The sequence below is a fragment of the Brevundimonas sp. genome (assembly GCF_013912005.1).
Classification (GTDB): Bacteria; Pseudomonadota; Alphaproteobacteria; order Caulobacterales; family Caulobacteraceae; genus Brevundimonas.
In genome coordinates this window covers 16,811-40,033 of the sequence record NZ_JACESB010000017.1, presented here as the reverse complement: position 1 = coordinate 40,033, position 23,223 = coordinate 16,811, and the positions used below count along the sequence as shown (strand labels likewise).

Sequence of the window (23,223 nt, the reverse complement as noted above, 5' to 3'; positions counted from 1 at the left end):
GTCCGCCCGGAGGCGCCCCACTCATCTGTCGAGGACAGGGTCCCCGCAGGAGTTGGCACCATTCCGCAGCTGCGGCGGTTGCCCCGGCGTCAAAGGGCCTGCCCCTCAGCCGATCTCGATGAGTGGCGGTCATCTGGGGCGGCCGTCCGCAGCGTTCAAGGGCCGCCGCAGCCGATCTTCGGACGCCCTCGCAGGAAGGTTTCAGGCCGGGCTCAGAACTTGCTCATGACGCTCACCGCCCCCCGCCGCATGGATGGCCGCGCCAACCAGGGAGACAGGCGATGACGATGCAGGCGGAGAACGGGCGCGGACGGCGCGGCGCGAGCGGGTGGCGGCTGCTGCCGTGGATCGGGGCGGCCGTCCTGCTCTCCGTCCCGGCCGTGGCCATGCGTCTGGGCGCGGATGTGGACTGGACCGCCTTCGACTTCATCGTCGCCGGGATCATGCTGGCTGTGCCGCTGACCGTGTTCGAGCTGGCGCTGCGGGCCAGCGGCGGTCTCGCCTGGCGGGCGGGCGTGGTGGTGGCGCTGGGAACCGCCTTCCTGATCGTCTGGTCGAACCTCGCCGTCGGGATCATCGGCAGCGAGGACGACCCCATCAACCTGATGTTCTTCGGCGTTCTCCTGGTGGCCATCGCCGGCGCCTTCCTCGCCCGCTTCCGGGCGAAGGGGCTGGCGATCGCCATGGCGGCGACCGCCGTCGCCCAGGCGGGGACGGCGGTGGTGGCCCTGATCGGCGGCCACTTCACCTTCGTCATCGTCGGCGTCTTCACGGCCGGCTGGGCCCTGTCCGCCTGGCTGTTCCGCAAGGCGGCGGCGGAGGCCCGGCCGGCCCCCTGACGACCGCCCCTACAGGTTCAGCAGCGCCGGATCGCCGCCCTGGGCGGAGATGTTGTTGCTGATGGCCTTCTCGGCCGCATAGCGGATCAGGCTGTAGGGGCCGCCGGCCTTCGGGCCGGTGCCGCTGAGGCCCTCGCCGCCGAACGGCTGGACGCCGACGACCGCGCCGGTGATCGAGCGGTTGATGTAGACATTGCCCGCGGGCACCAGGCGGATCACCTCGCTGGCGAAGGCCTCGATCCGGCTGTGCACGCCCAGCGTCAGGCCGTAGCCGCGGGCGGCCAGCTTGCCGGCCACCTCCTTCAGCTTCGCCGGATCGTAGCGGTAGATGTGCAGGATGGGGCCGAACACCTCCTTCTCGAGGAAGTCGGGCGTGTTGACCTCGGCGATCGTCGGGGCGAACAGCTCGCCGCGTTCGGAGCCGGCCGGCAGCGAGGCGCGGGCGATGATCCTGCCCTCGCGGGCCAGCCGCTTCACGTGGCTCTCCAGCATCTGCCGCGAGGCCATGTCGATGACCGGCCCGATGTCGGTGCCCGGATCGGCCGGGTCGCCGACCACCTGGGCGGCCAGGGCGCCCTTCAGCCCCTCGATCAGCTGGTCGGCCGAGTCCTTCGGCACATAGAGCATGCGCAGGGCCGAGCAGCGCTGCCCGGCCGAGCCGAAGGCCGACAGGATCACGTCGTCGATGACCTGCTCGCGCAGGGCGGTGGTGTCCACGAACATGCCGTTCAGCCCGCCGGTCTCGGCGATGAAGGGGATGATCGGGCCGGGCCGCGCAGCGAGGGCGCGGTTGATCATCGTCGCCGTGTCGGTGCCGCCGGTGAAGGCCACGCCGTCGATCCCCGGATGGCTGACCAGGGCCGCGCCCACGGTCTCGCCACGGCCCGGCACGAGGGCCAGCAGGTCCGGATCCAGACCCGCGTGGTGGAACAGGCGCACGGCCTCGGCGGCGATCAGCGGGGTCTGCTCGGCGGGCTTGGCGAGCACGGCGTTGCCGGCCGCAAGCGCGGCGGCGATCTGGCCGGTGAAGATGGCCAGCGGGAAGTTCCACGGGCTGATGCAGGCGAAGACGCCGCGGCCGTGCAGGACCAGCTGGTTGGTCTCGCCGACCGGCCCCTGGAGCGTCTCGGGCCCGCCGAAGTCGCGCTCGGCCAGCATGGCGTAGTAGCGGCAGAAGTCGGCCGCCTCGCGCACCTCGGCCACGCCGTCGTTCAGCGTCTTGCCGGCCTCGCGCGCCAGCAGGGCCACCAGCCGGTCGAGGTCGTTCTCCAGCACGTCGGCCATGGCGCGCAGCACCAGCGCGCGGCGCGCGCCGCCCTGCCGGTCCCAGGCGATCTGCGCCCTGGCCGCGGCGGCCGCGGCGGCGTCGATATCGGCCTCGTCCGCCTCCGAGACGTGGCCCAGCACCTGGTTGGAGTCGTAGGGGTTGGTCACGTCCTGGGGATTCACGCCGGCGCGCAGCATGCCGCCGATGATCGGCCCCGAGGTCAGCTTCTCGCGGTCGACCAGCTCCAGCGCCTGGGCGTGGCGTTCGCGATCCTCGCGCCGGCTGTAGTCGCGGCCGAGGGAGTTCTGCCTGTCGGTGTACATGTTCCTGGGGGCCGGAATTCTGGAGTGACGGTCGGGGTGGGCCTCGACCTGGGAGATCGGATCGGCGGCGACGGTCGTCGCCGGCACGCGCTCGTCGAGCAGGGCGTGGACGAAGGAGGAGTTGGCGCCGTTCTCGAGCAGGCGGCGCACCAGATAGGGCAGCAGCTCCTCGTGACCGCCGACCGGGGCGTAGCTGCGCACCACGAAGCGGTCGGCGCGCCAGATCTGCTCCGCCGCCTCGTACAGCGCCTCGCCCATGCCGTGCAGGCGCTGGAACTCCACCTTCTCGCCGGCGCGCCGGGCCATGTGCTGGACCGCCGCCAGCGACACCGCGTTGTGGGTGGCGAACTGGCCGTACAGGTGCGGCGCGGCGGCGATGATGTCGCGCGCGCACACCAGGTAGTTGAGATCCGTGGCCGCCTTGGTGGTGAAGACCGGATAGTCCGGCCGCCCCATGACCTGACCGCGCTTGATCTCGGTGTCCCAGTAGGCGCCCTTGACCAGACGGACCATGATCCGGCGTCCGGAGACGCGGGCCAGCTCGGCCACCCGGGCGATCACTTCCGGCGCGCGCTTCTGGTAGGCCTGCACCGCCAGGCCGAGGCCCTTCCAGTCGCCGAGTTCGGGATCGTGCGCCAGCGCGTCCAGCAGCTTGAGCGACAGCGCCAGACGGTCCGACTCCTCGGCGTCCATGCAGAAGTTGATGTCGTACGACGCCGCGATCAGGGCCAGCCGCTTCACACGCGGGTACAGCTCGGCCCAGACCCGCGCCTCCTGCGTCGCCTCGTAGCGGGGCGACAGGGCGGACAGCTTCACCGAGACGCCGTGGCCGGTCATCGGCCCCTGCATCTCCTTGCGCTCGGGAATGGCCTTGCCCACCCCGTGGATGGCCTGGGCGTAGACCGTCTCGTAGCGCTCGGCGTCGGCGGCGGTGCGCGCCCCTTCGCCCAGCATGTCGAAGCTGCAGAGCCAGCGCTCCCGGTTGGCGCGCTTGAGCGCCCCGCCGATGGTGCGGCCGACCACGAACTGCTCGCCCATCATCCGCACGGCGGCGGCCACCGCCTGGCGGATCACCGGCTCGCCGAGCCGCCCGGCCACCCGGCGGAGGAAGCCGGGCAGGTCCCGGCGGGCGTCCTCGTCGACGTCGACCAGCTTGCCGGTCAGCATCAGCCCCCAGGTCGAGGCGTTGACGAACAGGTTGTCCGAGCGGCCGATGTGCGAGGCCCAGTCGGAGGAGCCGATCTTCTCGGCGATCAGCTTGTCGCGGGTGTCCTCGTCCGGGATGCGCAGCAGGGCCTCGGCCAGGCACATCAGCGCCAGCCCCTCGCGGGTGCCGAGGCTGAACTCCTGCAGGAAGCTCTCGACCACGCCCTCGGTCTTCTGGGTCTTGCGCGCCAGTTCCACCAGGTCGACGGCCTGCGCGACCACGGCCTCGCGCTCCGCGGCGTCCAGCGGGACCCGCGCCAGAAGCCCCCGCACGATCTCGCCCTCGTCGGCGAACTTGCCGTGGTCGAGGGCATCCCAGTCCTGGGACAGGGCGGCGGGAGGCGGGACGTGCGCGTTCATGCGCCGCCTCTAGCTCCTTTTTCGGGGGAGCGGGAGAGGGCGCGACGTCTCGCCAATGTCGCCGCAAGGCGCTAGACCGTTCCCCCGATCAACGGCGGAGCCTTACGGCCCACATGCGCATCGTCCTGGCCACCGACGCCTGGGAGCCCCAGGTCAACGGCGTCGTCCGCACCCTGTCCCGGATCACCGCGGAATGCCGCGCCATGGGACACGAGGTCGAGGTCATCGAACCCAGCCAGTTCAAGACCATCCCCTGCCCGACCTATCCCGAAATCCGCCTGGCGCTGGGCGCCGAGGAGGAGATTCGCGAGCGGCTGCGGGCGTTCGAGCCGGAGGCGGTGCACATCGCCACCGAGGGCCCGATCGGCATCGCCACCCGCCGCATCTGCGTCGAATGGAAGCTGCCGTTCACGACCAGCTACCACACCAAATTCCCGGAGTATGTCTCGGCCCGGTTCCCGATCCCGGTCCAGGTCGGCTACGCCTACATGAAGTGGTTCCACAAGCCGTCGGGCCGGCTGATGGTCGCCACGCCCACCCTCCGCGACGAGCTGACCGCCCACGGCTTCCGCAACGTGTCCCCGTGGACCCGCGGCGTCGACACCGAGCAGTTCAACCCCGACCTGAAGCCGATTTACGACGAGCTGGGCGGCAAGGACTGGCCGCGCCCGTTCTGGCTGAACGTCGGCCGGGTCGCGGTCGAGAAGAACATCGAGGCCTTCCTCGAGACGGACCTGCCCGGCACCAAGATCGTCGTCGGCGACGGGCCGGCGCGGGAGGACCTGCAGGCCCGGTACCCCGAGGCCAAATTCCTCGGCGCCCGCTTCGGCGAGGAGCTGGCGCGCTGCTTCCGCGACGCCGACGTCTTCGTCTTCCCCAGCTGGACCGACACCTTCGGCCTTGTGATCCTCGAAGCCATGGCCACGGGCACGCCGGTCGCCGCCTACCCGGCCCACGGCCCGATCGACATCATCCCCGGGTCCAACGCCGGGGCGATCGACAAGGACCTGCGCACCGCCTGCCTCGAAGCCCTCAAGTGCGACCGCAAGACGGTCCGCGCCTATGCCGAGAAGTTCAGCTGGCGCGCCTCGGCCGAGGAGTTCGTGCAGAACCTCCAGCCCTACCCCGAACCCGAACGCGGCCGCTTCTGGCGCCGCCTGCGGCGTCTGGCCCGGCTGCGCAAGCGCGCCGCCGCCTGAAGGCGAAAAGGGCCCCGGATCGCTCCGGGGCCCTTTCCGTTCCGACCCGCGGTCGGATCAGTTCGCCGGCGCCTGCATCGGCGTCAGGGCGTTGGCGATGGCGCGCTGCGTCGCCAGTTCGTCCGCCGGCAGCGGCACCAGGCCGCGGTCCTGCAGATAGCCGCCGCGACCGGCCGAGGCTTCGGACATGAACTCCATCACGAACTGCTCCAGCCCCGGGATCACGCCCACGTGCTGCTTCTTCACGTAGATGTAGAGGCTGCGGGCCAGCGGGTAGGAGCCGTCGGCGATGGTCTCGACCGAGGGGGCGACGCCGTCGATGGTCTCGGCCTTCACCGTATCCATGTTCTGCTCCAGGAAGCTGAAGCCGAACACGCCCAGCGAGCCGGGGGTGCGGGTCAGGGTCTGGACGATGGCGTTGTCGTTCTCGCCGGAGTCGATCCAGGCGTTGTCCTCGCGCAGGGTGTGGGCGATCGTCTCGAAGCGGTCCTCGTCCGCCTGCTTCAGCGCGGCCATGGCCGGCAGGCGCTCGGCGCCGGGCGCCATGCCCAGCTCGAGGAAGGCGTCGCGGGTGCCCGAGGTCGGCGGCGGGCCGTAGACCTGGATGCGCTGGGCCGGCAGGGCCGGGTTGACCTGGTTCCACGTCGTGGCCGGGTTGGCGACGAAGGCGTCGCCCTCGCCGGGCACTTCCTTGGCGAGGCCGAGGTAGAGGTCCTGCAGGCGCAGGTTGAAGCCGCCGCCGTCGCGGGCGGTCGCCACGACGATGCCGTCGTAGCCGATCTTGATCTCGACGATGTCGGTGACGCCGTTCTTCTGGCACTCGGCGAACTCCGAGGCCTTCATCGGACGCGAGGCGTTGGCGATGTCCGGCGTGCTCGGGCCGACGCCCTGGCAGAAGGCCTTGATGCCGCCGCCGGTGCCGAGCGACTCGACCCGCGGCGCCGAACCGCCGGCGGTGCGCGAGAAGTTCTCCGCCACGCGCGTCGCGAACGGGAAGACGGTCGAGGAGCCGGCGGCCCAGATGCCCGAGCGGGCGGCCTGCGAGCCGGCGCCGCCGTCGCCGCAGGCGCCGAGGGCGAGAAGGGCCGCCGCCGAGGCGGCGGCGAGAAGGATGCGGGTCATGTCGGTCTCCGGACAGGCCTGGTTCGCGGCCGCTTAGACCAGAGGACTGTGACGGTTCGCCCGGCGGGGATGTGACGGTTCGACGACGGGGGGCAGCAGGCAGCAGGCAGCAGGCAGCAGGCAGCAGGCAGCAGGCAGCAGGCAGCAGGCAGCAGGCAGCAGGGGTCGGGCGGGACGGGGGCGGAGTCAACGGCGACTCCGCAATCCTCGAAACGACGGATCGAGACCGGGCGAGGCGCTCCTGCTGCCTGCTGCCTGCTGCCTGCTGCCTGCTCCCTGAGCCCTAGATGTGGATCGCGTGCCCCAGCGCCCGCAGCGACGCCTCGTGGAAGGCTTCGCCCATGGTCGGGTGGACGTGGATGACGCCGGCCACGTCCTCCAGCACCGCGCCCATCTCCAGCATCTGGGCGAAGCTGTTCGACAGCTCCGACACGTGCTGGCCGACGGCCTGGACGCCGAGCAGGCGGTGGTCGGTCTTCGAGGCCAGGACCCGCACGAAGCCGCCGTCGTCGCCCGCCTCCAGCGCCAGGGCGCGGCCGATGGCCATCAGGGGGAAGGTCGCGGTGATGACGTCGTCGCGGCCTTCGACGTCCAGCGGGCCGAGCCCGGCGGAGACGATCTCGGGCTCGGTGAAGCAGACCGCGGCGATGGTGACCGGGTCGAAGCGCTTGTCATGGCCGGCGATGATCTCGGCGACGATCTCGCCCTGGGCGCTGCCCTTGTGGGCCAGCATCGGTTCGCCCGTGAGGTCGCCGACGGCCCAGACGTTCTTCATCGAGGTGGCGCAGCGGTCGTCGATCTTCACGAACGGGCCGGCCATGGCCACGCCCATGTTCTCCAGACCCCAACCCCGCGTGCGGGGCTTGCGGCCGACGGTGACGAGGACCTTGTCGGCCTTGAGCTTGAGAGCCGCTCCGTCGGCGGCGGTGACGTTGAGCTGGCCCTTTTCGAAGGAGCCGGCCTTGGCCCCGAGGTGCAGTTCGACGCCGTGCGCCTCCAGCCATTTGCGGACGGGGTCGGTCAGGGCCTTGTCGTAGAGCGGCAGCAGGCGGTCGGCCATTTCGACGATGGCGACCTCGGCCCCCAGCTTGCGGTAGGCGATGCCGAGTTCGAGGCCGATGTAGCCGCCGCCGACCACGACCAGCTTGTTCGGCACCTTGTCGAGCGACAGGGCCTCGGTCGAGGAGATGACGTCGCCGCCGAAGGGCAGGAACGGCAGTTCGACCGGCTCCGAGCCGGTGGCGAGGATGACGTGTTCGGCGCTGATGACGATGTCGCCGTCGGCGGTCTTCACCGTGCAGGTCTTGGCGTCCGAGAAGGTGGCCCAGCCGTTGACGACCTTGACCTTCGCCTTCTTCAGCAGACCGGCGACGCCGCTGTTCAGCTTGCGGACGACGCCGTCCTTCCATTCGACCGTCTGCTTCAGGTCGATGGCCGGCTTCGAGGCCGTGATGCCCAGTGTCCCGCCGTCCGCAGCCTTGGCCACGGTCTCGAACTTGCCGGCGGCGTGGATGATCGCCTTGGACGGGATGCAGCCGACGTTCAGGCAGGTCCCGCCCAGCCCGTCGCCGCCGTCCACCAGCACGGTGTCGAGCCCCAGCTGGCCGCAGCGGATGCCCGCGACATAGCCGCCGGTGCCGGCGCCGATGATGAGGACTTTGGTTTTGATGGCTTCAGTCATTGTATTGTCCGTCGGTCTCCGGCGGCGGAGACCAGTCCTTTGCATCCTTGAGGTCGCCCAGGCGAAGCTCGTCGTGGAGATCGCGCCAACCGGGGTTGGTTTTCTCGATCAGTTCGAGTTTCCAGACCCTGTTCCACTTCTTGATCTGCCGCTCGCGCCGGAATGCAGATTCCCGGGATTCATGGACCTCGAACCAGACCAGTTGGTCGACGCCGTGCTTGGCCGTGAAACCCGCAAACGTCTTGTTCTTGTGCTGGAACACGCGCGTGACGAGATCTTCCGTGGAGCCCGTATAGATCGTTCCATTTCGCCCGCTGGCCACGATGTAGGTGAAGAAGGCCATCCCCTGACTCCGCTCATCCCCGCGAAAGCGGGGACCCAGTGCTGTCCAGCCTGACACTGTCGTCTCAGGACATCGACCGCAAACGAAGCCCGCCGCCCCATCACCCAAAGAACTGGGTCCCCGCTTTCGCGGGGATGAGCGGAAGAGAAAGGCATGATCACATCCACAGCGTCGCGGGATGCTCCAGCAGGCCCTTGATCCGCTGCACGAAGACCGCCGCGTCGTGGCCGTCGACGATGCGGTGGTCGAAGCTGGAGGACAGGTTCATCATCTTGCGCACGACCATCTGGCCGTCCTTCACCACGACCCGCTCCTGGATCTTGTTGGGGCCGACGATGGCGACCTCGGGGTGGTTGATGATCGGGGTGTGGACGACCCCGCCGAGCGTGCCCAGCGAAGTGATGGTGATGGTCGAGCCCGAGAGCTCCTCGCGGCTGGCCTTGCCGGACTTGGCGGCGGAGGAGACGCGGGCGATCTCGGCGGCGGTGTCGTACGGGTCGCGCGCCTCGGCGTGGCGGACCACCGGGACCATCAGGCCGTTCGGCGTCTGGGCGGCGATGCCGAGGTGGACGGCGGCGTGGGTGGTCAGGACCCCGCCCTCGTCGTCGTAGTGCGAGTTGATGGTCGGCTGGTCGCGCAGGGCCACCACCATGGCGCGGGCGAGGAAGGGCAGGACGTTCAGCTTGGGCTGGTCCGGCTTGCGGTTGGCGTTGAGGTGGGCGCGGAGCTCCTCCAGCGCGGTGACGTCGATCTCCTCCACATAGGTGATGTGGGGGATGCGGCGGACGCTCTCGGCCATCTTCTCCGCGATCTTGCGGCGCAGGCCGATGACGCGGGTCTCGGTGACGCCTTCCGCCTTCGCATAGGTCGACCCGGCCGATCCTCCGGAGGCGGACGATCCACGGCCGCCGGAGGCGACGAACGCATCCAGATCGCCGTGCTCGATGCGCCCGGCGGGGCCGGAGCCGGGCACGAACTGCAGCTCGACGCCGAGATCGCGGGCGCGCTGGCGCACGGCGGGCGAGGCGAGGGGGCGCTGGCCTCGTTCCGACAGCGCGCGCGGCGCGACCGCCCCTCCCCCATCCTTCGCCTGCGGCTTCGGACGGTCCTCCTCCCCGTCACGGAGCGATGGGGAGGGGGACCGCGAAGCGGCGGAGGGGCTGGCGGCCGCAGCCGCGACATTCCCCTTGCCCTCGACCTGGAACGACACCAGCGGCCCGCCGACAGCCATCTGCTTGCCGGCCTCGCCGTGCAGGGCCAGCACCGTGCCGGCCACCGGCGAGGTGATCTCCACCGTGGCCTTGTCGGTCATCACCTCGGCGAGGATCTGGTCCTCGGCCACGGCGTCGCCGACGGCGACGCGCCAGCCGACCAGTTCGGCCTCGGCGGTGCCTTCGCCCACGTCGGGGAGCTTGAAGACGTAGTTGGCGCCGGGCGCGGCCGTCGTCGGGTTCGCGGCTTCGACCTTGGGCGCTTCGGCCCCGGGAGCCGGAGCGGGGTCGGCCGTAACCGGCTGCGCGGCGGTCGCAGGCTCCTCAGCCTCCGCATTCCCCGCCCCCTCGACCTCGAACTCGACCAGCGGGCCGCGGACGGCCAGCATCTGGCCCGGTTCGCCGTGCAGCTTCGAGACCACGCCCGCCACCGGCGAGGTGATCTCCACCGTCGCCTTGTCGGTCATCACGTCGGCGACGATCTGGTCCTCGGCCACCGCGTCGCCGACCTTGACGTGCCAGCCGACCAGTTCGGCCTCGGCCGTGCCCTCGCCCACGTCGGGCAGCTTGAAGACGTAACGACCCATCTCAGCGGCCTCCCTTCATCGTGGCCTTCAGCGCCTCGGCGACCCGCTCGGGGCCGGGGAAGTACTCCCATTCGAAGGCGTGCGGATACGGCGTGTCCCAGCCGGTGACGCGGGCGATCGGCGCCTCGAGGTGGTAGAAGCAGCGTTCCTGCACCAGGGCCGACAGCTCCGCGCCATAGCCCGAGGTCTTCGGCGCCTCGTGCACGATGACGCAGCGGCCCGTCTTCTTCACCGAGGCCTCGATGGCCTCGATGTCCAGCGGCACGAGGCTGCGCAGGTCGATCACCTCGGCGTCGACGCCGGCGTGCTCGGCCCCGGCCAGCGAGACCCACACCATGGTGCCCCAGGCGAGGACGGTGACGTCGGCGCCTTCCTTCATCACGCGCGCCTTGCCGAGGGGTTCGACGTACTTGCCGGTCGGGACCTGGGCCAGCGCCTGGGCCTTCCACGGGCTGACGGGCTTTTCGTGCCAGCCGTCGAACGGGCCGTTGTAGAGGCGCTTGGGCTCGAAGAAGACGACGGGGTCGTCGTCCTCGATGGACGCGGTCAGCAGGCCCTTGGCGTCGTACGGGTTGGACGGGATGACCACCTTCAGCCCGGCGATGTGGGTGAACAGGCTCTCGGGGCTCTGGCTGTGCGTCTGGCCGCCGAAGATGCCGCCGCCGTAGGGACTGCGGATGGTCAGGGGTACGGTGAAGCCGCCGGCCGAGCGATAGCGGATCTTGGCGGCCTCCGAGACGATCTGGTCGTAGGCCGGGTAGATGTAGTCGGCGAACTGGATCTCCACGCAGGGACGCAGTCCGTAGGTCGCCATGCCGATAGCGGCCCCGACGATGCCCGTCTCCGAGATCGGGGCGTCGAAGCTGCGGGTCAGGCCGTGCTTCTGCTGCAGCTGGTCGGTGACGCGGAAGACGCCGCCGAAATAGCCGGCGTCCTCGCCGAACGACAGGACCGTGGGATCCTCGGCCATCTTCGCGTCCAGCGCCGAGTTCAGCGCCTGGATCATGTTCATCGGCTGCACCGCCGGACGGGCGTCGGCGGTCGAGGCCGGCTCGTGGCGGGCGACGTCGGCCATGTCGGGCTCGACGCCGTCCCGGCGGTCGGACTCGGTGAAGGTGTGCTGCTCGCTCATGCTCAGACCCCCACTTCGCGGCGCTGTTCGACGAGGCGCCAGTCCTCGGTGGCGTAGACGTCCTCGAACATGGTCTTCACCGACGGCCGCGACTGGCCCAGGGTGCCGATGGCCTCGGACTCCCGGCCCGCCGCGCGGACCTGCTCGACCGCCTCGTCCTCGGCGGCCTTCTGCTGCTCGTCGGACCATTCGCCGAGGGCGATCAGATGCTGCTTCAGCCGGGCGATCGGGTCGCCCAGCGGCCACTTCTCGTGCTCGTCGCCCGGCCGGTAGCGGCTGGGATCGTCGGAGGTCGAGTGCGGCGCGCCGCGGTAGGTGAACAGCTCGATGACCGTCGCGCCCTGGTTGGTGCGGGCGCGCTCCTCGGCCCACTGGGTCGCGGCCCAGACGGCGAGGAAGTCGTTGCCGTCGACGCGCAGGGCCGGCAGGCCGTAGCCGATGGCCTTGGAGGCGAAGGTCGTCTCCAGCCCGCCGGCGATGCCCATGAAGGAGCTGATGGCCCACTGATTGTTGACGATGTTGAGGATCACCGGGGCCCGGTAGACGGCGGCGAAGGTCAGGGCCGAGTGGAAGTCGCTCTCGGCCGTCGAGCCGTCCCCGATCCAGGTGATGGCGATCCGGTCGTCGCCCCGCACCGCCGAGGCCATGGCCCAGCCCACGGCCTGCGGATACTGGGTGCCGAGGTTCCCCGAGATGGTGAAGAAGCCGTACTCCTTCGAGGAGTACATGATCGGCAGCTGCCGGCCTTTGATCGGGTCGGCGGCGTTCGAATAGATCTGGTTCATCATGTCGACCAGGGGATATCCCCGGGCGATCAGCAGGCCCTGCTGACGATAGGTCGGGAAGCCCATGTCCTCGCGGCTGAGGATCATGCCCTGGGCGACGGCGATGGCCTCCTCCCCGGTGCACTTCATGTAGAAGCTGGTCTTCCCCTGCCGGTGGGCCCGGTGCATCCGGTCGTCGAAGGCGCGGGTCAGGATCATCGCCTTCAGGCCGCGACGCAGGGTCTCGGCGTCCAGCTTCGGGTTCCACGGCCCGACCGCCTGGCCCTCGTCGTCGAGGACCCGCACCAGCCGGAAGGCGTGGTCGCGCATGTCGAAGGGCGCGGTCGAGACCGCCGGCCGCTCCACGGCGCCGGGGGCGTCCAGCTTCAGGTGGCTGAAGTCCGGCGCGTCGCCGGGCCGTCCCGAAGGTTCCGGCACCCGCAGGCTGAGCGGTTGCGTATTTGGCTTCTTCATTCCGTCCTGCCGTCCGGTTGATCCGACCGCGTTTCCTCAGATCGCGCATCTAGCACGGGCCGCGCGGGAAGGCTCGCTTGATTTCGACCTTGCGTCCGGCGGTTTGCCGGTATTTTATTGCGCAAATGCCCTAGCTGGAGAAACGCCTTGGCTGACGAGCTGGATCCCGTCGACGCCCGCATCCTCGATATCCTGCAGCAGGACGCGGGCCTGTCGGTGGCCGAGGTCGCCGAACGGGTCGGCCTGTCGGCCTCCCCCTGCTGGCGACGGATCAAACGGCTGGAGGACACCGGCCTGATCCGCAAGCGCGTGACCCTGCTGGACGCGGCGAAGCTGGGCCTGGACTTCGAGGTCTACGCCATCGTCAAGCTGAACCTGCCGTCCAGCGACAATCTCGACGTCTTCGAGAAGGCCGTCGCCGGCTGGCCCGAGGTGGTCCAGTGCGCCACGATCACCGGGCGCGAGGACTATGTGCTGCGCATCGTCACCTCGGACATGCACGCCTTCGACAAGTTCCTGCGCGAGAAGCTGCTCAGCCTCGGCATCGTCTCCGACTGCGAGAGCCACATCGTCACCCGGGGCGTGAAGAACGTGACCGCCCTGCCCCTCGGCATCGTCACGCCGCACGTCGGCTAGGGCAGGACAAGCCCGCGGCGGGCCGCGGCGGAGGCGAGTCGCCCCGGCGGATAACGCTCGACGAGGGAGCGGCCGTGCAGCCCGGCGCGAGCCTCGTACGCCGCGAAGTCCGTCCTTTCGCCGGTCGCCTCCAGCCCCTGATGGATCAGGGCCAGCCAGCCGAGGGTCTGCGTCTCGCTGTACTTGTCCGGAACGCCCGCAGCCGCGGTCAGCCGGAGGAGCCCTTGCCGGTACCGGGCGTAGGCCTGGTGGAACGGCAGCCCTCCGGGGCCCAGCATGGCCCACCCGACGCGGACGTGATCACGATGGCTGAAGGCCGACGGATCGACGCCGCCCGTCTCGAATGCCTCCAGAAGAACCTGCTCAGGGAGCATCTCCGGTCTCCGTCAGGGTGTGGGCGTCGTTCGCGGTCAACTGCAGTCCGTACACCGCCCGGAGCTGCCGTATCACCTCAAGGGTCTCCGGCCCGAACGCCGGCCTGCCCTCGAAGGCGTGCAGGGTGATGCCCTCGAGGAGGTCCCCCAGGCTGCGATCCTGATGCTCGGCGAGCGCCTTCAGCACCTTCAACAGGCGCTTCTCCATCCGGACGCCGGTTTGCACGCGTTCGACCTTCATGCCCGCTCCCTACCACGGTACCGTGGTAACATACAAGAGGCTTGGCAGCGCCCGCGGGAGATCGGATAAGGCGTGGAGGGGAGTGGCGACATGATCGAGATGGTGATCGAGGCCCGACGCAAGGACCTGGGCGGCTTCGAGGTCGGACGGGTGCTCCCGTTCCACGCCCGACGCATGGTCGGCCCCTTCATCTTCCTCGACGAAATGGGACCGGCTGAGTTCGCGCCGGGGGCCGAGGCCATCAACGTCCGGCCGCATCCGCACATCGGCCTGTCGACCCTGAGCTATCTGTTCGAGGGGGAGATCCTGCACCGCGACTCGACCGGCGTGACCCAGCCGATCCGTCCCGGCGAGGTCAACTGGATGACGGCCGGCAAGGGCATCGTCCACTCCGAGCGCACCGACCCGCTGAAGAAGAGCACCGGCGGTCCCATGCACGGCATGCAGGCCTGGGTCGCCCTGCCGACCGAGAGCGAGGACGTCGAGCCCTCCTTCCACCACCATGGCGAGGAGGGCCAGCCGTCCTACGACAACGGCGGCCTGTTCGCCCGTCTCGTGGCCGGCGAGGCCTATGGCGCGAAGGCCGCCGCCCCGGTCTCCTCGCCCCTGTTCTACGTCCACTGGGAGCTGTCGGAGGGCGTGCGCACGGCGGCGCCTCCCGGCCGGGGCGCGGGCGGCTATTCCGAGCGGGCGCTCTACGTCGTCCGGGGCGAGGTGGAGATCGCCGACCGGACCTTCCACGGCGGCCAGATGGTGGTGCTGGAGCCGACCGCCGAACCGACGATCAAGGCGCTGCGTCCGTCCACGGTCATGGTGCTGGGCGGCGAGCCGGTCGGGCCCCGGGTGATCTGGTGGAATTTCGTCTCCTCGTCCCAGGCGAAGATCGACGCCGCCAAGGCCGACTGGAAGGCCGGCCGCATGGCCCTGCCGCAGGACGACGACCACGAGTTCATCCCCCTGCCCGACGTGCCGGCGACGCCGGAACCCGCTCCGGCCCCGGTGAAGCCGGCCCCGACCGACCCGGTCTAGCGCCCGGCCCGGGCGGCGACCCAGTCGACGACGGTCTCGAGGACCGACGGGTCGAGGCTGGTTTCGATCTCGCCGTACTCCTGCAGCAATCCGGTCCCGGAAGGCTGGAAGAGATGGTTGAGGCCGGGCAGCACCACCACCTCGGCGTCCGGCTTCAGGCGCGCCATCGCCGGCGCGTTCTGGTCCGCCGGCACCTGCAGGTCGCTGCCGCCGAACACCGCCAGCATCGGGACCTCGATGGCGCGGATCGCCCCGGCAGGGTCGTAGGCCACGAACGCCCGGTACCACGGGCTGGACATCGCCTGCGCGGTCCGGGCGGCGACCTCGGCCGGGAGCCCCGCCGCGACGGCGGCCGCCTCGACTTCCCGGCGCACCGCCTCCCCGTCGGCGGCGTTGTCGGCCACGGCGGTCATCAGCCGGGCCTGACGGGCGGCGATCGTCTCCACCTCCTCCGGCGGCAGCCCGCCGGCGACGGCGATCCGGCGCGTCTGTTCGGTGATGATCTCGCTCCCGGCGACCGCCGGCCCCGCGAGGGTGACCAGCCAGGCGGGCCGCAGCCCGGCCTCCATGGCGAGATAGGCGAACACCGCCCCCTCGCTGTGCCCGATCAGGCCGACGTTCCCGCTGTCGATGTCGGGGCGGGCCGCGAGGCCGGCGAAGACCGCCGCCACGTCCGAAGCGAAGTCCACGCCCGTCGCCGCGGCGAAGTCGCCGGTGGAGCCTCCGATCCCCCGATCATCGAAACGCAGCACCGCCACGCCGCGCCGCGTGAGAGCGTCGGCCCAGATGGCGAACGGCTTGTGGCCCTCGATGGTCTCGTCGCGATCCTGAGGACCCGTGCCGGTGATCAACACGGCGGCGGGGAAGGGTCCCGCCCCCTGCGGCAGGGTGAGGGTTCCCGCGAGCCGGACGCCCGGCGCCGCGGGATTGTCGAACGCCACCTCTTCCGACCGGTAGGGAAAGGGCGGCTGCGGCGTCTGGGGCCGCGGCCGCGTGAGATCGGCCGTTTCGGCCGTCCGGCTCAAGACGAGGGGGAGTTCGGCGCCGCCCTGGCGGAAGGTTCCGGTGATGGTCCGCCCGTCTTCGGAGAGCCGCCCCTCCACCGAGACGCCGAGGCCGGGGGCGGCGAAACGCACCTGTGCATCCTCCACGGCCGGAGGCTCCAGCGGGATGTCGCGGGCGCCCTGGTCGGGGCTGTCCATCACCGCGCGCCCGTCCGACGCCACCCGGAAGACCAGCCGGAGGGACCGCCCGCCCACGGCGAGAGGCCCCTCCCACACCCCGGCGAGCGGCGTCGCGGCCCGCCGGGCCAGCACCACGGGCAGGCTCGCCCCGCCCTGATGCAGCGCCCCGTTCAGGCTCGCGCCGTCCTCCGACAGCCGGCCCTCGAAGCGCCCACCGATGGCGGGCACGGCGATGCGGACCATCCCGGCCTCGACCACCGGCGCCTGGGCCGGAATGTCGAATCCGCCCTGGTCGGGGCTGTCCATGGTCGTGGTCCCGTCCGCCCCGATGTGGAAGACGACGCGGATCGACTGGCCGCCCACGACCACGCGCCCCTCCCAGACTCCCGCCAGCTCCGGCGCGGCCTGGGGAGCCGCGGACACGGCGCCGACGACGGCGATGGCGATGGCGTTGGTCGTGATCACGGCGGCCCCTCCGGCGATGGTCGCGGCCAGCCTCGTCGAAAAGGCGCGATCGGGGCAAGACCCTTGATCCCCCGGTCCGCAACACGATCTGTAGCGAATGACCGCCTTCTCCGTCCTCGACCTGTCCCCCATCGTGGAGGGCGGCGACGCCCGCCGCGCCCTGCTGGAAACCACCGAGCTCGCGCGCGAGGCCGAGCGGCGGGGCTTCACCCGCTTCTGGCTGGCCGAGCATCACAACATGCCGGGCATCGCCAGCGCCGCCACCGCCGTGGCGCTGGCCCATGTGGCGGCGAACACGGAGAGCATCCGCGTCGGCTCCGGCGGGGTGATGCTGCCCAACCACGCGCCCATGGTGATCGCCGAACAGTTCGGCACCCTGGAGGCGCTTCACCCGGGGCGTATCGACCTCGGTCTGGGGCGCGCCCCCGGCACGGATGGAGCCACGGCCCGGGCGCTGCGCCGCTATTTCGAGGCTGCCGACCAGTTCCCGCGCGACGTGCTGGAGCTGCAGGCCTTCCTCGCCGACCCGGTCGAGGGGCAGCGGGTCACCGCCTGGCCGGGCGCGGGCTCGAAGGTGCCGATCTGGCTGCTGGGCTCCAGCCTGTTCAGCGCTGAGCTCGCCGCGCAGCTCGGCCTGCCCTTCGCCTTCGCCAGCCATTTCGCGCCGGAGATGCTGCTGCAGGCGCTGCGCGTCTATCGCGACGGCTTCCGCCCGTCGGCGCAGCTGGAGCGGCCATACGCCATGGCCGCCATCAACGTCTTCGCGGCCGACAGCGACGCCGTGGCCCGACGGCTGTCAACCTCGATGCAGCAGTCGTTCGCCGCGGTGGTCACCGGCAAGCCGGGCCGGCTGAAGCCGCCCGTGGACGACATCACCGCCGTGCTGGACGCCCGCCAGATCGCGGCGGTCGAGAGCCGGCTGACATACGCCGCCATCGGCGACGAGGCGACCGTGCGCGGGAAGCTGGCGGAGTTCGTCGCCCTGACCGGCGTCGACGAGGTCATGGTCACCGGCATGATCTTCGACCTCGAGGCGCGCCTGCGCAGTCTGGAGATCACCGCCCGGGCGGTGGAAGGGCTTCAGGCGAAGGCCGCCTGACTGCGGGTCGCCATTACCAAGTATTAAATGGCGACGCTTGCCGCTGCACGGCATAGGGCGGCGAGATCAGGAGCCCCGTCATGCGTCTCGCCGCTCTCGTCCTGGGGTGTGCGCTCGCCGCCGCCCCCGCCGCCTTGGCCCAGACCGGGCCCGCTGCGCCGCCGGCCTTCGACTCCGCCGGATGGGTCGCCGACCTCGACCAGGTGCGCGAGGCGATGGCCTCGCACTACGCCAATCTGGAATGGGCCGCGACCGAGCGGGAGGCGCCGCTGGGCGCCCTGTTCGCCATGGGGCGCCAGAGGTTGGCGGCCGCCGGCAGCGAGGCCGAGGCGCGCGAGGTCTTCGAGCGGCTGGAGCGCTATCTCGGCGACGGCCATGTGGATTTCGTCTGGCCGCGCGCCGGCGCAACAGGCGTGGCCGGCGCCCCGGCCGGTCCGCAACCGGCGGATGACCGTCCGCCCTGCGACCAGCTCGGCTTTCGCGCCGATTCCCGCGACGGCGGCGCCGTCGCCACCCGCCTGCCCGGCTATCGCCCGCTTGAGGGCGACAGCGGCTTCCCGGCCGGGGTGGTCGAGGTCGACGGCCGCACCGTCGGCGTGATCCGCATCGCCCTGTTCTCGCCCCAGGCCCATCCGGCGGCCTGCGCGGCCGCCCTGGCCGAGCTGAGGCCGGCGGGCGAGCCGTGCGACGACGCCTGCATGGACCGGCTGTGGACCCTGGCGGCCGACCGGGTGACGGCGGACTTCTCGGACCGGCTGCGCGCCCTGGAGGCGGCGGGGGCGACCACCCTGCTGGTCGACATCGCCGGCAATGGCGGCGGCTCCGAATGGGTCGAGGCGGTGGCGCGCACGGTCACGCCCGTTCCGCTGCGGTCGGCGCCAGTCGGCTTCGTGCGCCATCCCCATTGGGTGGAGGCCTTCGCCGAGGGCGAGCGGCGCATGCGCGAGGCGGCTGTGGGCCAGCCGGCGGAGGACCGCGCCCGGCTGGAGGGTTACGCCGCCGCCTACGCCGCGGCCCGGGTTCAGGCGGAACAGCCCTGCGACCCCGCACCCCTGTTCGAGGGACGCGCCCCGGGCTGCGACTGGCTGGGACGCGGCGACCTCTACAGCACCGGGCCGGTGGCCGCGCTCGACCCGGCGATCGTCGGCAAGCCGTGGGCGGCCGAGGTGTTCACCCCGCTCGCCTTCGCCTTCGAGCCGGGGGTGTGGACCGGGCCCCTGGTCGTTCTGGTGGACGACGGGACAGCCTCGGCGAGCGAGGAGTTCGCGGCCCTGCTGCAGGACAATGGAGCGGCGGTGATCCTCGGGTCGCCGACGGCCGGGGCCGGCTGCGGCCACACGCGCGGCGGCATCGACGTGACCCTGCGGCACAGCGGCGCCGTGCTGCGCCTGCCCGACTGCGCCCGCTTCCGCGCCGACGGGCGCAATGAGGTGTCGGGCGTCGATCCGGACGTGCTGATCGGTTTCCGCCAGAACGACGGCCCGGCCCGGCGGGGCAGGCGGCTGGCCGCGGCCCTGCCGGCGGCGATCGACCGGGCGCAGCGGCAGGCGGCGGAGCGCTAGTCGGCCAGGCCGCCGAGGAACTCCAGCAGGAAGCCGTTCACCTCCTCCGGCCGCTCCTGCTGGATCCAGTGGCCGGCGCCGGGCAGGACGCGCTGAACGCGGAGGTCGGGAATCCAGTCCTTCATCGCCGCCTCGTGGGCGCCGGCGTAACGGCGGACGGGGTCGCGCTTCCCGACCATGAAGGCGGCCGGAACCCGGATGCGCGCGTCCTGCAGGAAGGCGGTCTGCGTCCAGTTCAGGTCGAGGCAGCGGTACCAGTCCAGCGGCCCCCTGAAGCCGCCGGCGGCGAAGGCGGCGACGTAGTCTTCGAAGTGCGCCTCGCCCATCCACGGCGGCAGGGCGGCGTCGTCGGGGACGGTCGAGAGGAAGTTCCGGCCTTCGGGTATGAAGCCGGTCGACTGCCGGTCGTCGGGCGTGGCGCCGTCATAGGCGTGGAACATCTTGCGCAGCGCCGTCCGCGGATCCGCGTCGAACGCCTCGTGGGCGTCCGCGGCCTGGAAGCGGCTGATGTAGAGATCGCCCAGGCCCGCCCGCTTCGACAGCGCCGCCATGGCCGCGGTCGGCGGCCCCTTCGGCCGGCGCGGCTGGAACGGCACGGAGAGGGCGGCGACGGCGGTGAACAGGTCCGGCCGCGTCAGGGCGCAGTGCCAGGCCACCGCCGCGCCCCAGTCATGGCCGACGACGACGCAGCGCGCCTCACCCAGCGCCCGCACCAGGTCGACCATGTCGCCGACCAGGTCGAGGACGCCGTAGGCCCCGGTCCCGGGCGGCCTGTCGGTTCCGCCGTAACCCCGCATGTCGGGCGCCACCGCGCGGAAGCCGGCCCCGGCCAGCGCCTCGACCTGCCCCCGCCAGCTCACCGCCAGCTCGGGGAAGCCGTGGACCAGCAGCACGAGAGGGCCGGAGCCCGCCTCGAGGATGTGCTGGTTCAGGCGATCGGTCTGGATATGGCGCTGGCGCATCGCGGCAGCGGACCACCGCCGCCGCCGGCTGGCAAGCCTAGAGGGTCACGCCCGTGGTGCGCATGATCTCGGCCCGCAGCTCGGGCAGGCCCTCGCCCTTCTCGGCCGAGGTCAGGGCCACCGCGGGATAGGCGGCCGGCCGCTTGGCGATGGCCTTGAGGGTGGCGGCGGCCATCTTCTCGCCCTCGCCCTTCTTGAGCTTGTCGGCCTTGGTCAGGACGATCTGGTAGCTGACCGCGGCGAGGTCGAGCGCGTCCAGCGCCTCGTCGTCGACCTTCTTCAGCCCGTGCCGCGCGTCGATCAGCAGATAGACCCGCTTCAGGGTGACGCGGCCGCGCAGGTAGTCGCGCCCGAGGTCCTGGAACTTCCTCACCGTCGTCTTCGACGCCTTGGCGAAGCCGTAGCCCGGCAGGTCGACCAGCCGCAGCTTGCCGTCGAGGTCGAAGAAGTTGACCTCCCGGGTGCGCCCCGGCTCGTTGGAGGCGCGCGCCAGCTTCGACATGCCGACGAGGCCGTTGATCAGGCTGGACTTGCCGACGTTCGACCGGCCGGCGAAGGCGACCTCGGGGAGGTCCGGCTCCGGCAGCTGCTCGATCTTCGCGCACCCCATGACGAAGGTCGCCGGGCGCGCGAACAGGATGCGCGCCTGCTCCAGGTCCTCGGGGGTGAAGTCCTCCACCCTACGCCTTCGCCTTCTTCAGCCGGGCGAAGAAGGTGTCGATCGGATTCTCCGCCTTCAGCCGGTGCATGATCACGTACTGCTGGACGATGGTCAGCACGTTCGACCAGCCCCAGTACAGCAGCAGGCCGGCGGGGAAGGTGGCCATGATGAAGGTGAAGACGATCGGCATCAGCTGGAACAGGCGGCGCTGCATGGGATCGGGCGCCGGCGGGCTCATGGCCATCTGCAGCCACATGGTCAGGCCGTAGACGATCGCCAGGATGCTCAGGGCGAAGGTGCCGGTCAGGTGCGGCCCCAGCAGCGGCACGGTCGCCGGATCCCAGGGGATCAGCCCCCACAGGTTCCAGATCGTGGTCGGATCCTTGGCCGACAGGTCCTGCAGCCAGCCGAAGAAGGGCGCGTGACGCATCTCGATGGTCACGAACAGCATCTTGTAGACGGCGTAGAAGACCGGGATCTGGAGCAGCAGCGGCAGGCAGCCGGCCAGGGGGTTGATCTTCTCCTTCTGGTACAGCGCCATCAGCTCCTGCTGCTGCTTGGGCGCGTCGTCCGGGTACTTCTTCTTGATCTCCTCCATCTTCGGCTGGAGGTTCCGCATCTTGGACATGCTCTCGTAGGCCTTGTTGGCCAGCGGGAACATGATCAGGCGCACCGTCAGGGTCAGCGCCAGGATGGCGAGGCCGAAGTTGCCGAGGATGCCGTAGAAGAACTCGACCAGCAGGAAGATCGGCCGGGTCAGGAAGAACAGGAAGCCCCAGTCGATGGCGTAGATGAAGCGCGGGATGTCCAGCGACTTCTCGTAGGCCGACAGCACCTCGTTGCGCTTGGCGCCGGCGAACAGGCGGGTGGTTTCGGTGACCTGCCGGCCCGGCGGGATCAGGTGGGCCTCGCCCAGCATGCTGGCCGAATGGGTGGCGGTGCCGACGTCCTCGCCGGTCACCCGGAAGGCCGCCTCGATGCGCTCGTCCTGGGCCGGCACGATGGCGGCCAGCCAGTACTTGTCGGTGATGCCGAGCCAGCCGCCGGTGGACTCGTGCTCCTGCACCTTGTCCTTGAACCAGGCGCCGTACTTGATCTGCTCGGTGGTGTAGCCGTCGCCGTCGCCGAAGGCGCCGATGGCGCCCTCGTGCAGGATCTGGTTGCGGCCCAGCTCGCCGGACACGCCCTGGCGCTCCACCCGGCCCCACGGCGCCAGCGTCACCGGCTGGGCGCTGAAGTTGGCCACCGTGTCGGTGACGGTGAACATATAGCTGTCGTCCACCGAGATGCGGCGGGTGAAGCGCAGGCCGGCGCCGTTGTCCCAGGTCAGGGTCACCGGAGTGGCCGGGGTCAGGGTCGAGCCGCCGGTCAGCCGCCACGGCGTCGCCTTGCCCGGCACGCCGCCCGGAATGTTCGGCCCGCTCCAGCCGAACAGGGCCTGGTAGGCGTGGCGCATGCCCTCCGGCCGGAACAGCTCCACCGCCTGCGAGTCGGCGTCCAGCGTCTCGCGGTAGTCGGTCAGGAACAGGTCGTCGATGCGCGCGCCGGTCAGCGACAGCGAGCCGCGCAGCTTCGGCGTTTCGATCGGCACGCGCGCCGCCGCCGCGAGGGCCGCCGTGCGGTCGGTCGTGAACACGGCCGCGCTGGGCGCCGGTGTGGTGATCGGCGACTGGACCGTCTGCTCCGCCGCCGACTGCTGCGCCGCCCGCCGCTTGGCCGCCTGCGGCTGCATGACGAAGATGCTGTAGACGATCAGCATGAGGCCCGCGATCACGACGAAGAGGATCGTGTTGCGGCTGTTGTCGTGAGGGGGCATGGAGATCAGGAATCCTGGCCGGCGGCGGCGGGCGGGCGAGACGGTTCTGGCGCGTCTTCGGGCGCCGTTCGCGGGGTCGCGAGCCTTGTAAGCGCCGATTTCACATCGTCAAGCAAGCGCTCCCACGGCCGCTCGGCCGTGCCCATGCGCGCGATGAACACATAGTCGCTGCCCGGCGCCCCGTGGGCGGGGACCAGCGCCCGGGCGGCCTCGCGCAGGCGGCGCTTCGCCCGGTTGCGCACCACCGCCCCGCCGACCTTGCGGGTGGCCGTGAAACCGAGGCGGATGGCCGGATCGCCGTCCTGCCGGTCGAGGCGCTGGACGACCACCGCGCCGCGCGCCTGCGACACGCCTTTCGCGGCCGCCAGAAACTGGGGCCGCGACTTCAGGCGTTCGATTTTTGGAAGATCTGTCATGCGCCCGCGGGCGGACGCCCGACGGATCAGGCCGTCAGGCGCTTGCGGCCCTTGGCGCGGCGGCGGGCCACGATCTTCTGACCGTTCTTCGTGGCCATCCGCGAACGGAAGCCGTGACGGCGCTTGCGCACGAGTCGCGACGGCTGATAGGTCCGCTTCACGGTCGGCTCCTCACTCTTTTGGTCTTACGGGCGACGGAAAGACGTCCGCCGCAGGAAGGGCGGGCGTATAAGGGGCGCGACCCGCGGAGTCAACGCCGGACGGGTCGGG

21 protein-coding genes and 1 riboswitch are annotated in these 23,223 nt (G+C 71.0%); of the genes, 6 read left to right on the top strand and 15 right to left on the bottom strand.

Going from position 1 to position 23,223, the window contains the following annotated elements; translation table 11 throughout:
* Positions 1–18: 18 nt before the first annotated feature.
* Positions 19–125: riboswitch (SAM riboswitch) on the bottom strand.
* A 156-nt stretch (positions 126–281) separates the two neighbouring features.
* Positions 282–839: a hypothetical protein gene (locus H2038_RS11260; protein ID WP_292113051.1), complete on the top strand. Its 558-nt coding sequence runs from the start codon at positions 282–284 to the stop codon at positions 837–839.
* Between the two features lie 9 nt (positions 840–848).
* Here H2038_RS11260 and putA read toward each other — a convergent pair whose 3' ends face one another.
* Positions 849–3,995, bottom strand: coding sequence for a bifunctional proline dehydrogenase/L-glutamate gamma-semialdehyde dehydrogenase PutA (putA, locus tag H2038_RS11255; RefSeq protein ID WP_292113049.1), 3,147 nt, complete (start codon positions 3,993–3,995; stop codon positions 849–851).
* A 113-nt stretch (positions 3,996–4,108) separates the two neighbouring features.
* Here putA and H2038_RS11250 point away from each other — a divergent pair, with 113 nt between their 5' ends.
* Positions 4,109–5,194, top strand: a complete 1,086-nt coding sequence (locus H2038_RS11250) for a glycosyltransferase family 1 protein (RefSeq protein WP_292113047.1) — start codon at positions 4,109–4,111, stop codon at positions 5,192–5,194.
* Positions 5,195–5,251: 57 nt separating this feature from the next.
* Here H2038_RS11250 and H2038_RS11245 read toward each other — a convergent pair whose 3' ends face one another.
* The 6 genes from H2038_RS11245 to H2038_RS11220 all read right to left on the bottom strand — a co-directional run bounded on the left by H2038_RS11245 (position 5,252) and on the right by H2038_RS11220 (position 12,508).
* On the bottom strand, positions 5,252–6,316 hold the full coding sequence (locus H2038_RS11245; RefSeq protein ID WP_292113044.1) for a substrate-binding domain-containing protein: 1,065 nt from the start codon (positions 6,314–6,316) through the stop codon (positions 5,252–5,254).
* Between the two features lie 283 nt (positions 6,317–6,599).
* The gene (gene lpdA, locus H2038_RS11240) at positions 6,600–7,997 is read right to left on the bottom strand and encodes a dihydrolipoyl dehydrogenase (protein ID WP_292113041.1); all 1,398 of its coding nucleotides are present in this window, start codon (positions 7,995–7,997) and stop codon (positions 6,600–6,602) included.
* A complete protein-coding gene (locus H2038_RS11235; RefSeq protein WP_292113039.1) occupies positions 7,990–8,340 on the bottom strand; it encodes a GIY-YIG nuclease family protein in 351 nt (116 codons plus the stop codon). Before H2038_RS11235 ends, lpdA begins: the two co-directional genes overlap by 8 nt.
* Positions 8,341–8,497: 157 nt before the next feature.
* A complete protein-coding gene (locus tag H2038_RS11230; protein ID WP_292113036.1) occupies positions 8,498–10,138 on the bottom strand; it encodes a 2-oxo acid dehydrogenase subunit E2 in 1,641 nt (546 codons plus the stop codon).
* 1 nt (position 10,139) lies between these two features.
* Complete coding sequence (locus H2038_RS11225; RefSeq protein ID WP_366926498.1) at positions 10,140–11,150, bottom strand: alpha-ketoacid dehydrogenase subunit beta; 1,011 nt, start codon at positions 11,148–11,150, stop codon at positions 10,140–10,142.
* A 122-nt stretch (positions 11,151–11,272) separates the two neighbouring features.
* On the bottom strand, positions 11,273–12,508 hold the full coding sequence (locus H2038_RS11220; RefSeq protein ID WP_292113032.1) for a 3-methyl-2-oxobutanoate dehydrogenase (2-methylpropanoyl-transferring) subunit alpha: 1,236 nt from the start codon (positions 12,506–12,508) through the stop codon (positions 11,273–11,275).
* Between the two features lie 147 nt (positions 12,509–12,655).
* On the opposite strand from H2038_RS11220, the gene H2038_RS11215 reads away from it, so the two are divergent.
* Positions 12,656–13,144 (top strand): Lrp/AsnC family transcriptional regulator, encoded by a 489-nt coding sequence (locus H2038_RS11215; RefSeq protein ID WP_292113030.1) that lies wholly within the window; start codon positions 12,656–12,658, stop codon positions 13,142–13,144.
* Here the strand turns inward: H2038_RS11215 and H2038_RS11210 are convergent.
* Both H2038_RS11210 and H2038_RS11205 read right to left on the bottom strand, forming a co-directional pair.
* The gene (locus tag H2038_RS11210) at positions 13,141–13,518 is read right to left on the bottom strand and encodes a hypothetical protein (protein ID WP_292113028.1); all 378 of its coding nucleotides are present in this window, start codon (positions 13,516–13,518) and stop codon (positions 13,141–13,143) included. The two genes, H2038_RS11215 and H2038_RS11210, sit on opposite strands and share 4 nt — an antisense overlap.
* A complete protein-coding gene (locus tag H2038_RS11205) occupies positions 13,508–13,759 on the bottom strand; it encodes a hypothetical protein (RefSeq protein WP_292113026.1) in 252 nt (83 codons plus the stop codon). The genes H2038_RS11210 and H2038_RS11205 overlap by 11 nt, the downstream gene beginning before the upstream one ends.
* A gap of 90 nt (positions 13,760–13,849) precedes the next feature.
* On the opposite strand from H2038_RS11205, the gene H2038_RS11200 reads away from it, so the two are divergent.
* Entirely contained in the window at positions 13,850–14,788 is a 939-nt protein-coding gene (locus tag H2038_RS11200) for a pirin family protein (protein ID WP_292113024.1), read from the top strand.
* Here the strand turns inward: H2038_RS11200 and H2038_RS11195 are convergent.
* Positions 14,785–16,437 carry a CocE/NonD family hydrolase gene (locus H2038_RS11195; protein WP_292113022.1) on the bottom strand — a complete coding sequence of 551 codons (1,653 nt, stop codon included), beginning with the start codon at positions 16,435–16,437 and terminating at the stop codon, positions 14,785–14,787. The two genes, H2038_RS11200 and H2038_RS11195, sit on opposite strands and share 4 nt — an antisense overlap.
* Before the next feature lie 97 nt (positions 16,438–16,534).
* Here H2038_RS11195 and H2038_RS11190 point away from each other — a divergent pair, with 97 nt between their 5' ends.
* On the top strand, positions 16,535–17,536 hold the full coding sequence (locus tag H2038_RS11190) for an LLM class flavin-dependent oxidoreductase (RefSeq protein ID WP_292113020.1): 1,002 nt from the start codon (positions 16,535–16,537) through the stop codon (positions 17,534–17,536).
* A gap of 80 nt (positions 17,537–17,616) precedes the next feature.
* Complete coding sequence (locus H2038_RS11185) at positions 17,617–19,098, top strand: S41 family peptidase (protein ID WP_292113018.1); 1,482 nt, start codon at positions 17,617–17,619, stop codon at positions 19,096–19,098.
* On the opposite strand, the gene H2038_RS11180 is transcribed toward H2038_RS11185, so the two are convergent.
* From H2038_RS11180 to rpmH, 5 genes are read right to left on the bottom strand one after another with little or no spacing between them, the layout of a single operon-like run.
* Positions 19,095–20,060, bottom strand: a complete 966-nt coding sequence (locus H2038_RS11180) for an alpha/beta hydrolase (RefSeq protein WP_292113016.1) — start codon at positions 20,058–20,060, stop codon at positions 19,095–19,097. The genes H2038_RS11185 and H2038_RS11180 overlap by 4 nt on opposite strands.
* Before the next feature lie 37 nt (positions 20,061–20,097).
* Positions 20,098–20,739 (bottom strand): ribosome biogenesis GTP-binding protein YihA/YsxC, encoded by a 642-nt coding sequence (gene yihA / locus H2038_RS11175; RefSeq protein ID WP_292113015.1) that lies wholly within the window; start codon positions 20,737–20,739, stop codon positions 20,098–20,100.
* 1 nt (position 20,740) lies between these two features.
* The gene (gene yidC / locus H2038_RS11170) at positions 20,741–22,537 is read right to left on the bottom strand and encodes a membrane protein insertase YidC (protein WP_292113014.1); all 1,797 of its coding nucleotides are present in this window, start codon (positions 22,535–22,537) and stop codon (positions 20,741–20,743) included.
* 5 nt (positions 22,538–22,542) lie between these two features.
* Positions 22,543–22,953 (bottom strand): ribonuclease P protein component, encoded by a 411-nt coding sequence (rnpA, locus tag H2038_RS11165; RefSeq protein ID WP_292113012.1) that lies wholly within the window; start codon positions 22,951–22,953, stop codon positions 22,543–22,545.
* A gap of 26 nt (positions 22,954–22,979) precedes the next feature.
* Positions 22,980–23,114, bottom strand: a complete 135-nt coding sequence (gene rpmH, locus H2038_RS11160; protein WP_003164000.1) for a 50S ribosomal protein L34 — start codon at positions 23,112–23,114, stop codon at positions 22,980–22,982.
* Positions 23,115–23,223 lie beyond the last annotated feature (109 nt).

What these genes read in the sequence shown, in the direction of transcription:
- H2038_RS11225 (WP_366926498.1), bottom strand. Translation starts at nt 11,150, where the DNA reads ATGAACATGATCCAGGCGCTGAACTCGGCGCTGGACGCGAAGATGGCC.
- H2038_RS11250 (WP_292113047.1), top strand. Translation starts at nt 4,109, where the DNA reads ATGCGCATCGTCCTGGCCACCGACGCCTGGGAGCCCCAGGTCAACGGC.
- H2038_RS11210 (WP_292113028.1), bottom strand. Translation starts at nt 13,518, where the DNA reads ATGCTCCCTGAGCAGGTTCTTCTGGAGGCATTCGAGACGGGCGGCGTC.
- H2038_RS11245 (WP_292113044.1), bottom strand. Translation starts at nt 6,316, where the DNA reads ATGACCCGCATCCTTCTCGCCGCCGCCTCGGCGGCGGCCCTTCTCGCC.
- H2038_RS11235 (WP_292113039.1), bottom strand. Translation starts at nt 8,340, where the DNA reads ATGGCCTTCTTCACCTACATCGTGGCCAGCGGGCGAAATGGAACGATC.
- H2038_RS11205 (WP_292113026.1), bottom strand. Translation starts at nt 13,759, where the DNA reads ATGAAGGTCGAACGCGTGCAAACCGGCGTCCGGATGGAGAAGCGCCTG.
- H2038_RS11220 (WP_292113032.1), bottom strand. Translation starts at nt 12,508, where the DNA reads ATGAAGAAGCCAAATACGCAACCGCTCAGCCTGCGGGTGCCGGAACCT.
- rnpA (WP_292113012.1), bottom strand. Translation starts at nt 22,953, where the DNA reads ATGACAGATCTTCCAAAAATCGAACGCCTGAAGTCGCGGCCCCAGTTT.
- yidC (WP_292113014.1), bottom strand. Translation starts at nt 22,537, where the DNA reads ATGCCCCCTCACGACAACAGCCGCAACACGATCCTCTTCGTCGTGATC.
- putA (WP_292113049.1), bottom strand. Translation starts at nt 3,995, where the DNA reads ATGAACGCGCACGTCCCGCCTCCCGCCGCCCTGTCCCAGGACTGGGAT.
- H2038_RS11230 (WP_292113036.1), bottom strand. Translation starts at nt 10,138, where the DNA reads ATGGGTCGTTACGTCTTCAAGCTGCCCGACGTGGGCGAGGGCACGGCC.
- lpdA (WP_292113041.1), bottom strand. Translation starts at nt 7,997, where the DNA reads ATGACTGAAGCCATCAAAACCAAAGTCCTCATCATCGGCGCCGGCACC.
- H2038_RS11260 (WP_292113051.1), top strand. Translation starts at nt 282, where the DNA reads ATGACGATGCAGGCGGAGAACGGGCGCGGACGGCGCGGCGCGAGCGGG.
- H2038_RS11185 (WP_292113018.1), top strand. Translation starts at nt 17,617, where the DNA reads ATGCGTCTCGCCGCTCTCGTCCTGGGGTGTGCGCTCGCCGCCGCCCCC.
- H2038_RS11180 (WP_292113016.1), bottom strand. Translation starts at nt 20,060, where the DNA reads ATGCGCCAGCGCCATATCCAGACCGATCGCCTGAACCAGCACATCCTC.
- H2038_RS11200 (WP_292113024.1), top strand. Translation starts at nt 13,850, where the DNA reads ATGATCGAGATGGTGATCGAGGCCCGACGCAAGGACCTGGGCGGCTTC.
- H2038_RS11190 (WP_292113020.1), top strand. Translation starts at nt 16,535, where the DNA reads ATGACCGCCTTCTCCGTCCTCGACCTGTCCCCCATCGTGGAGGGCGGC.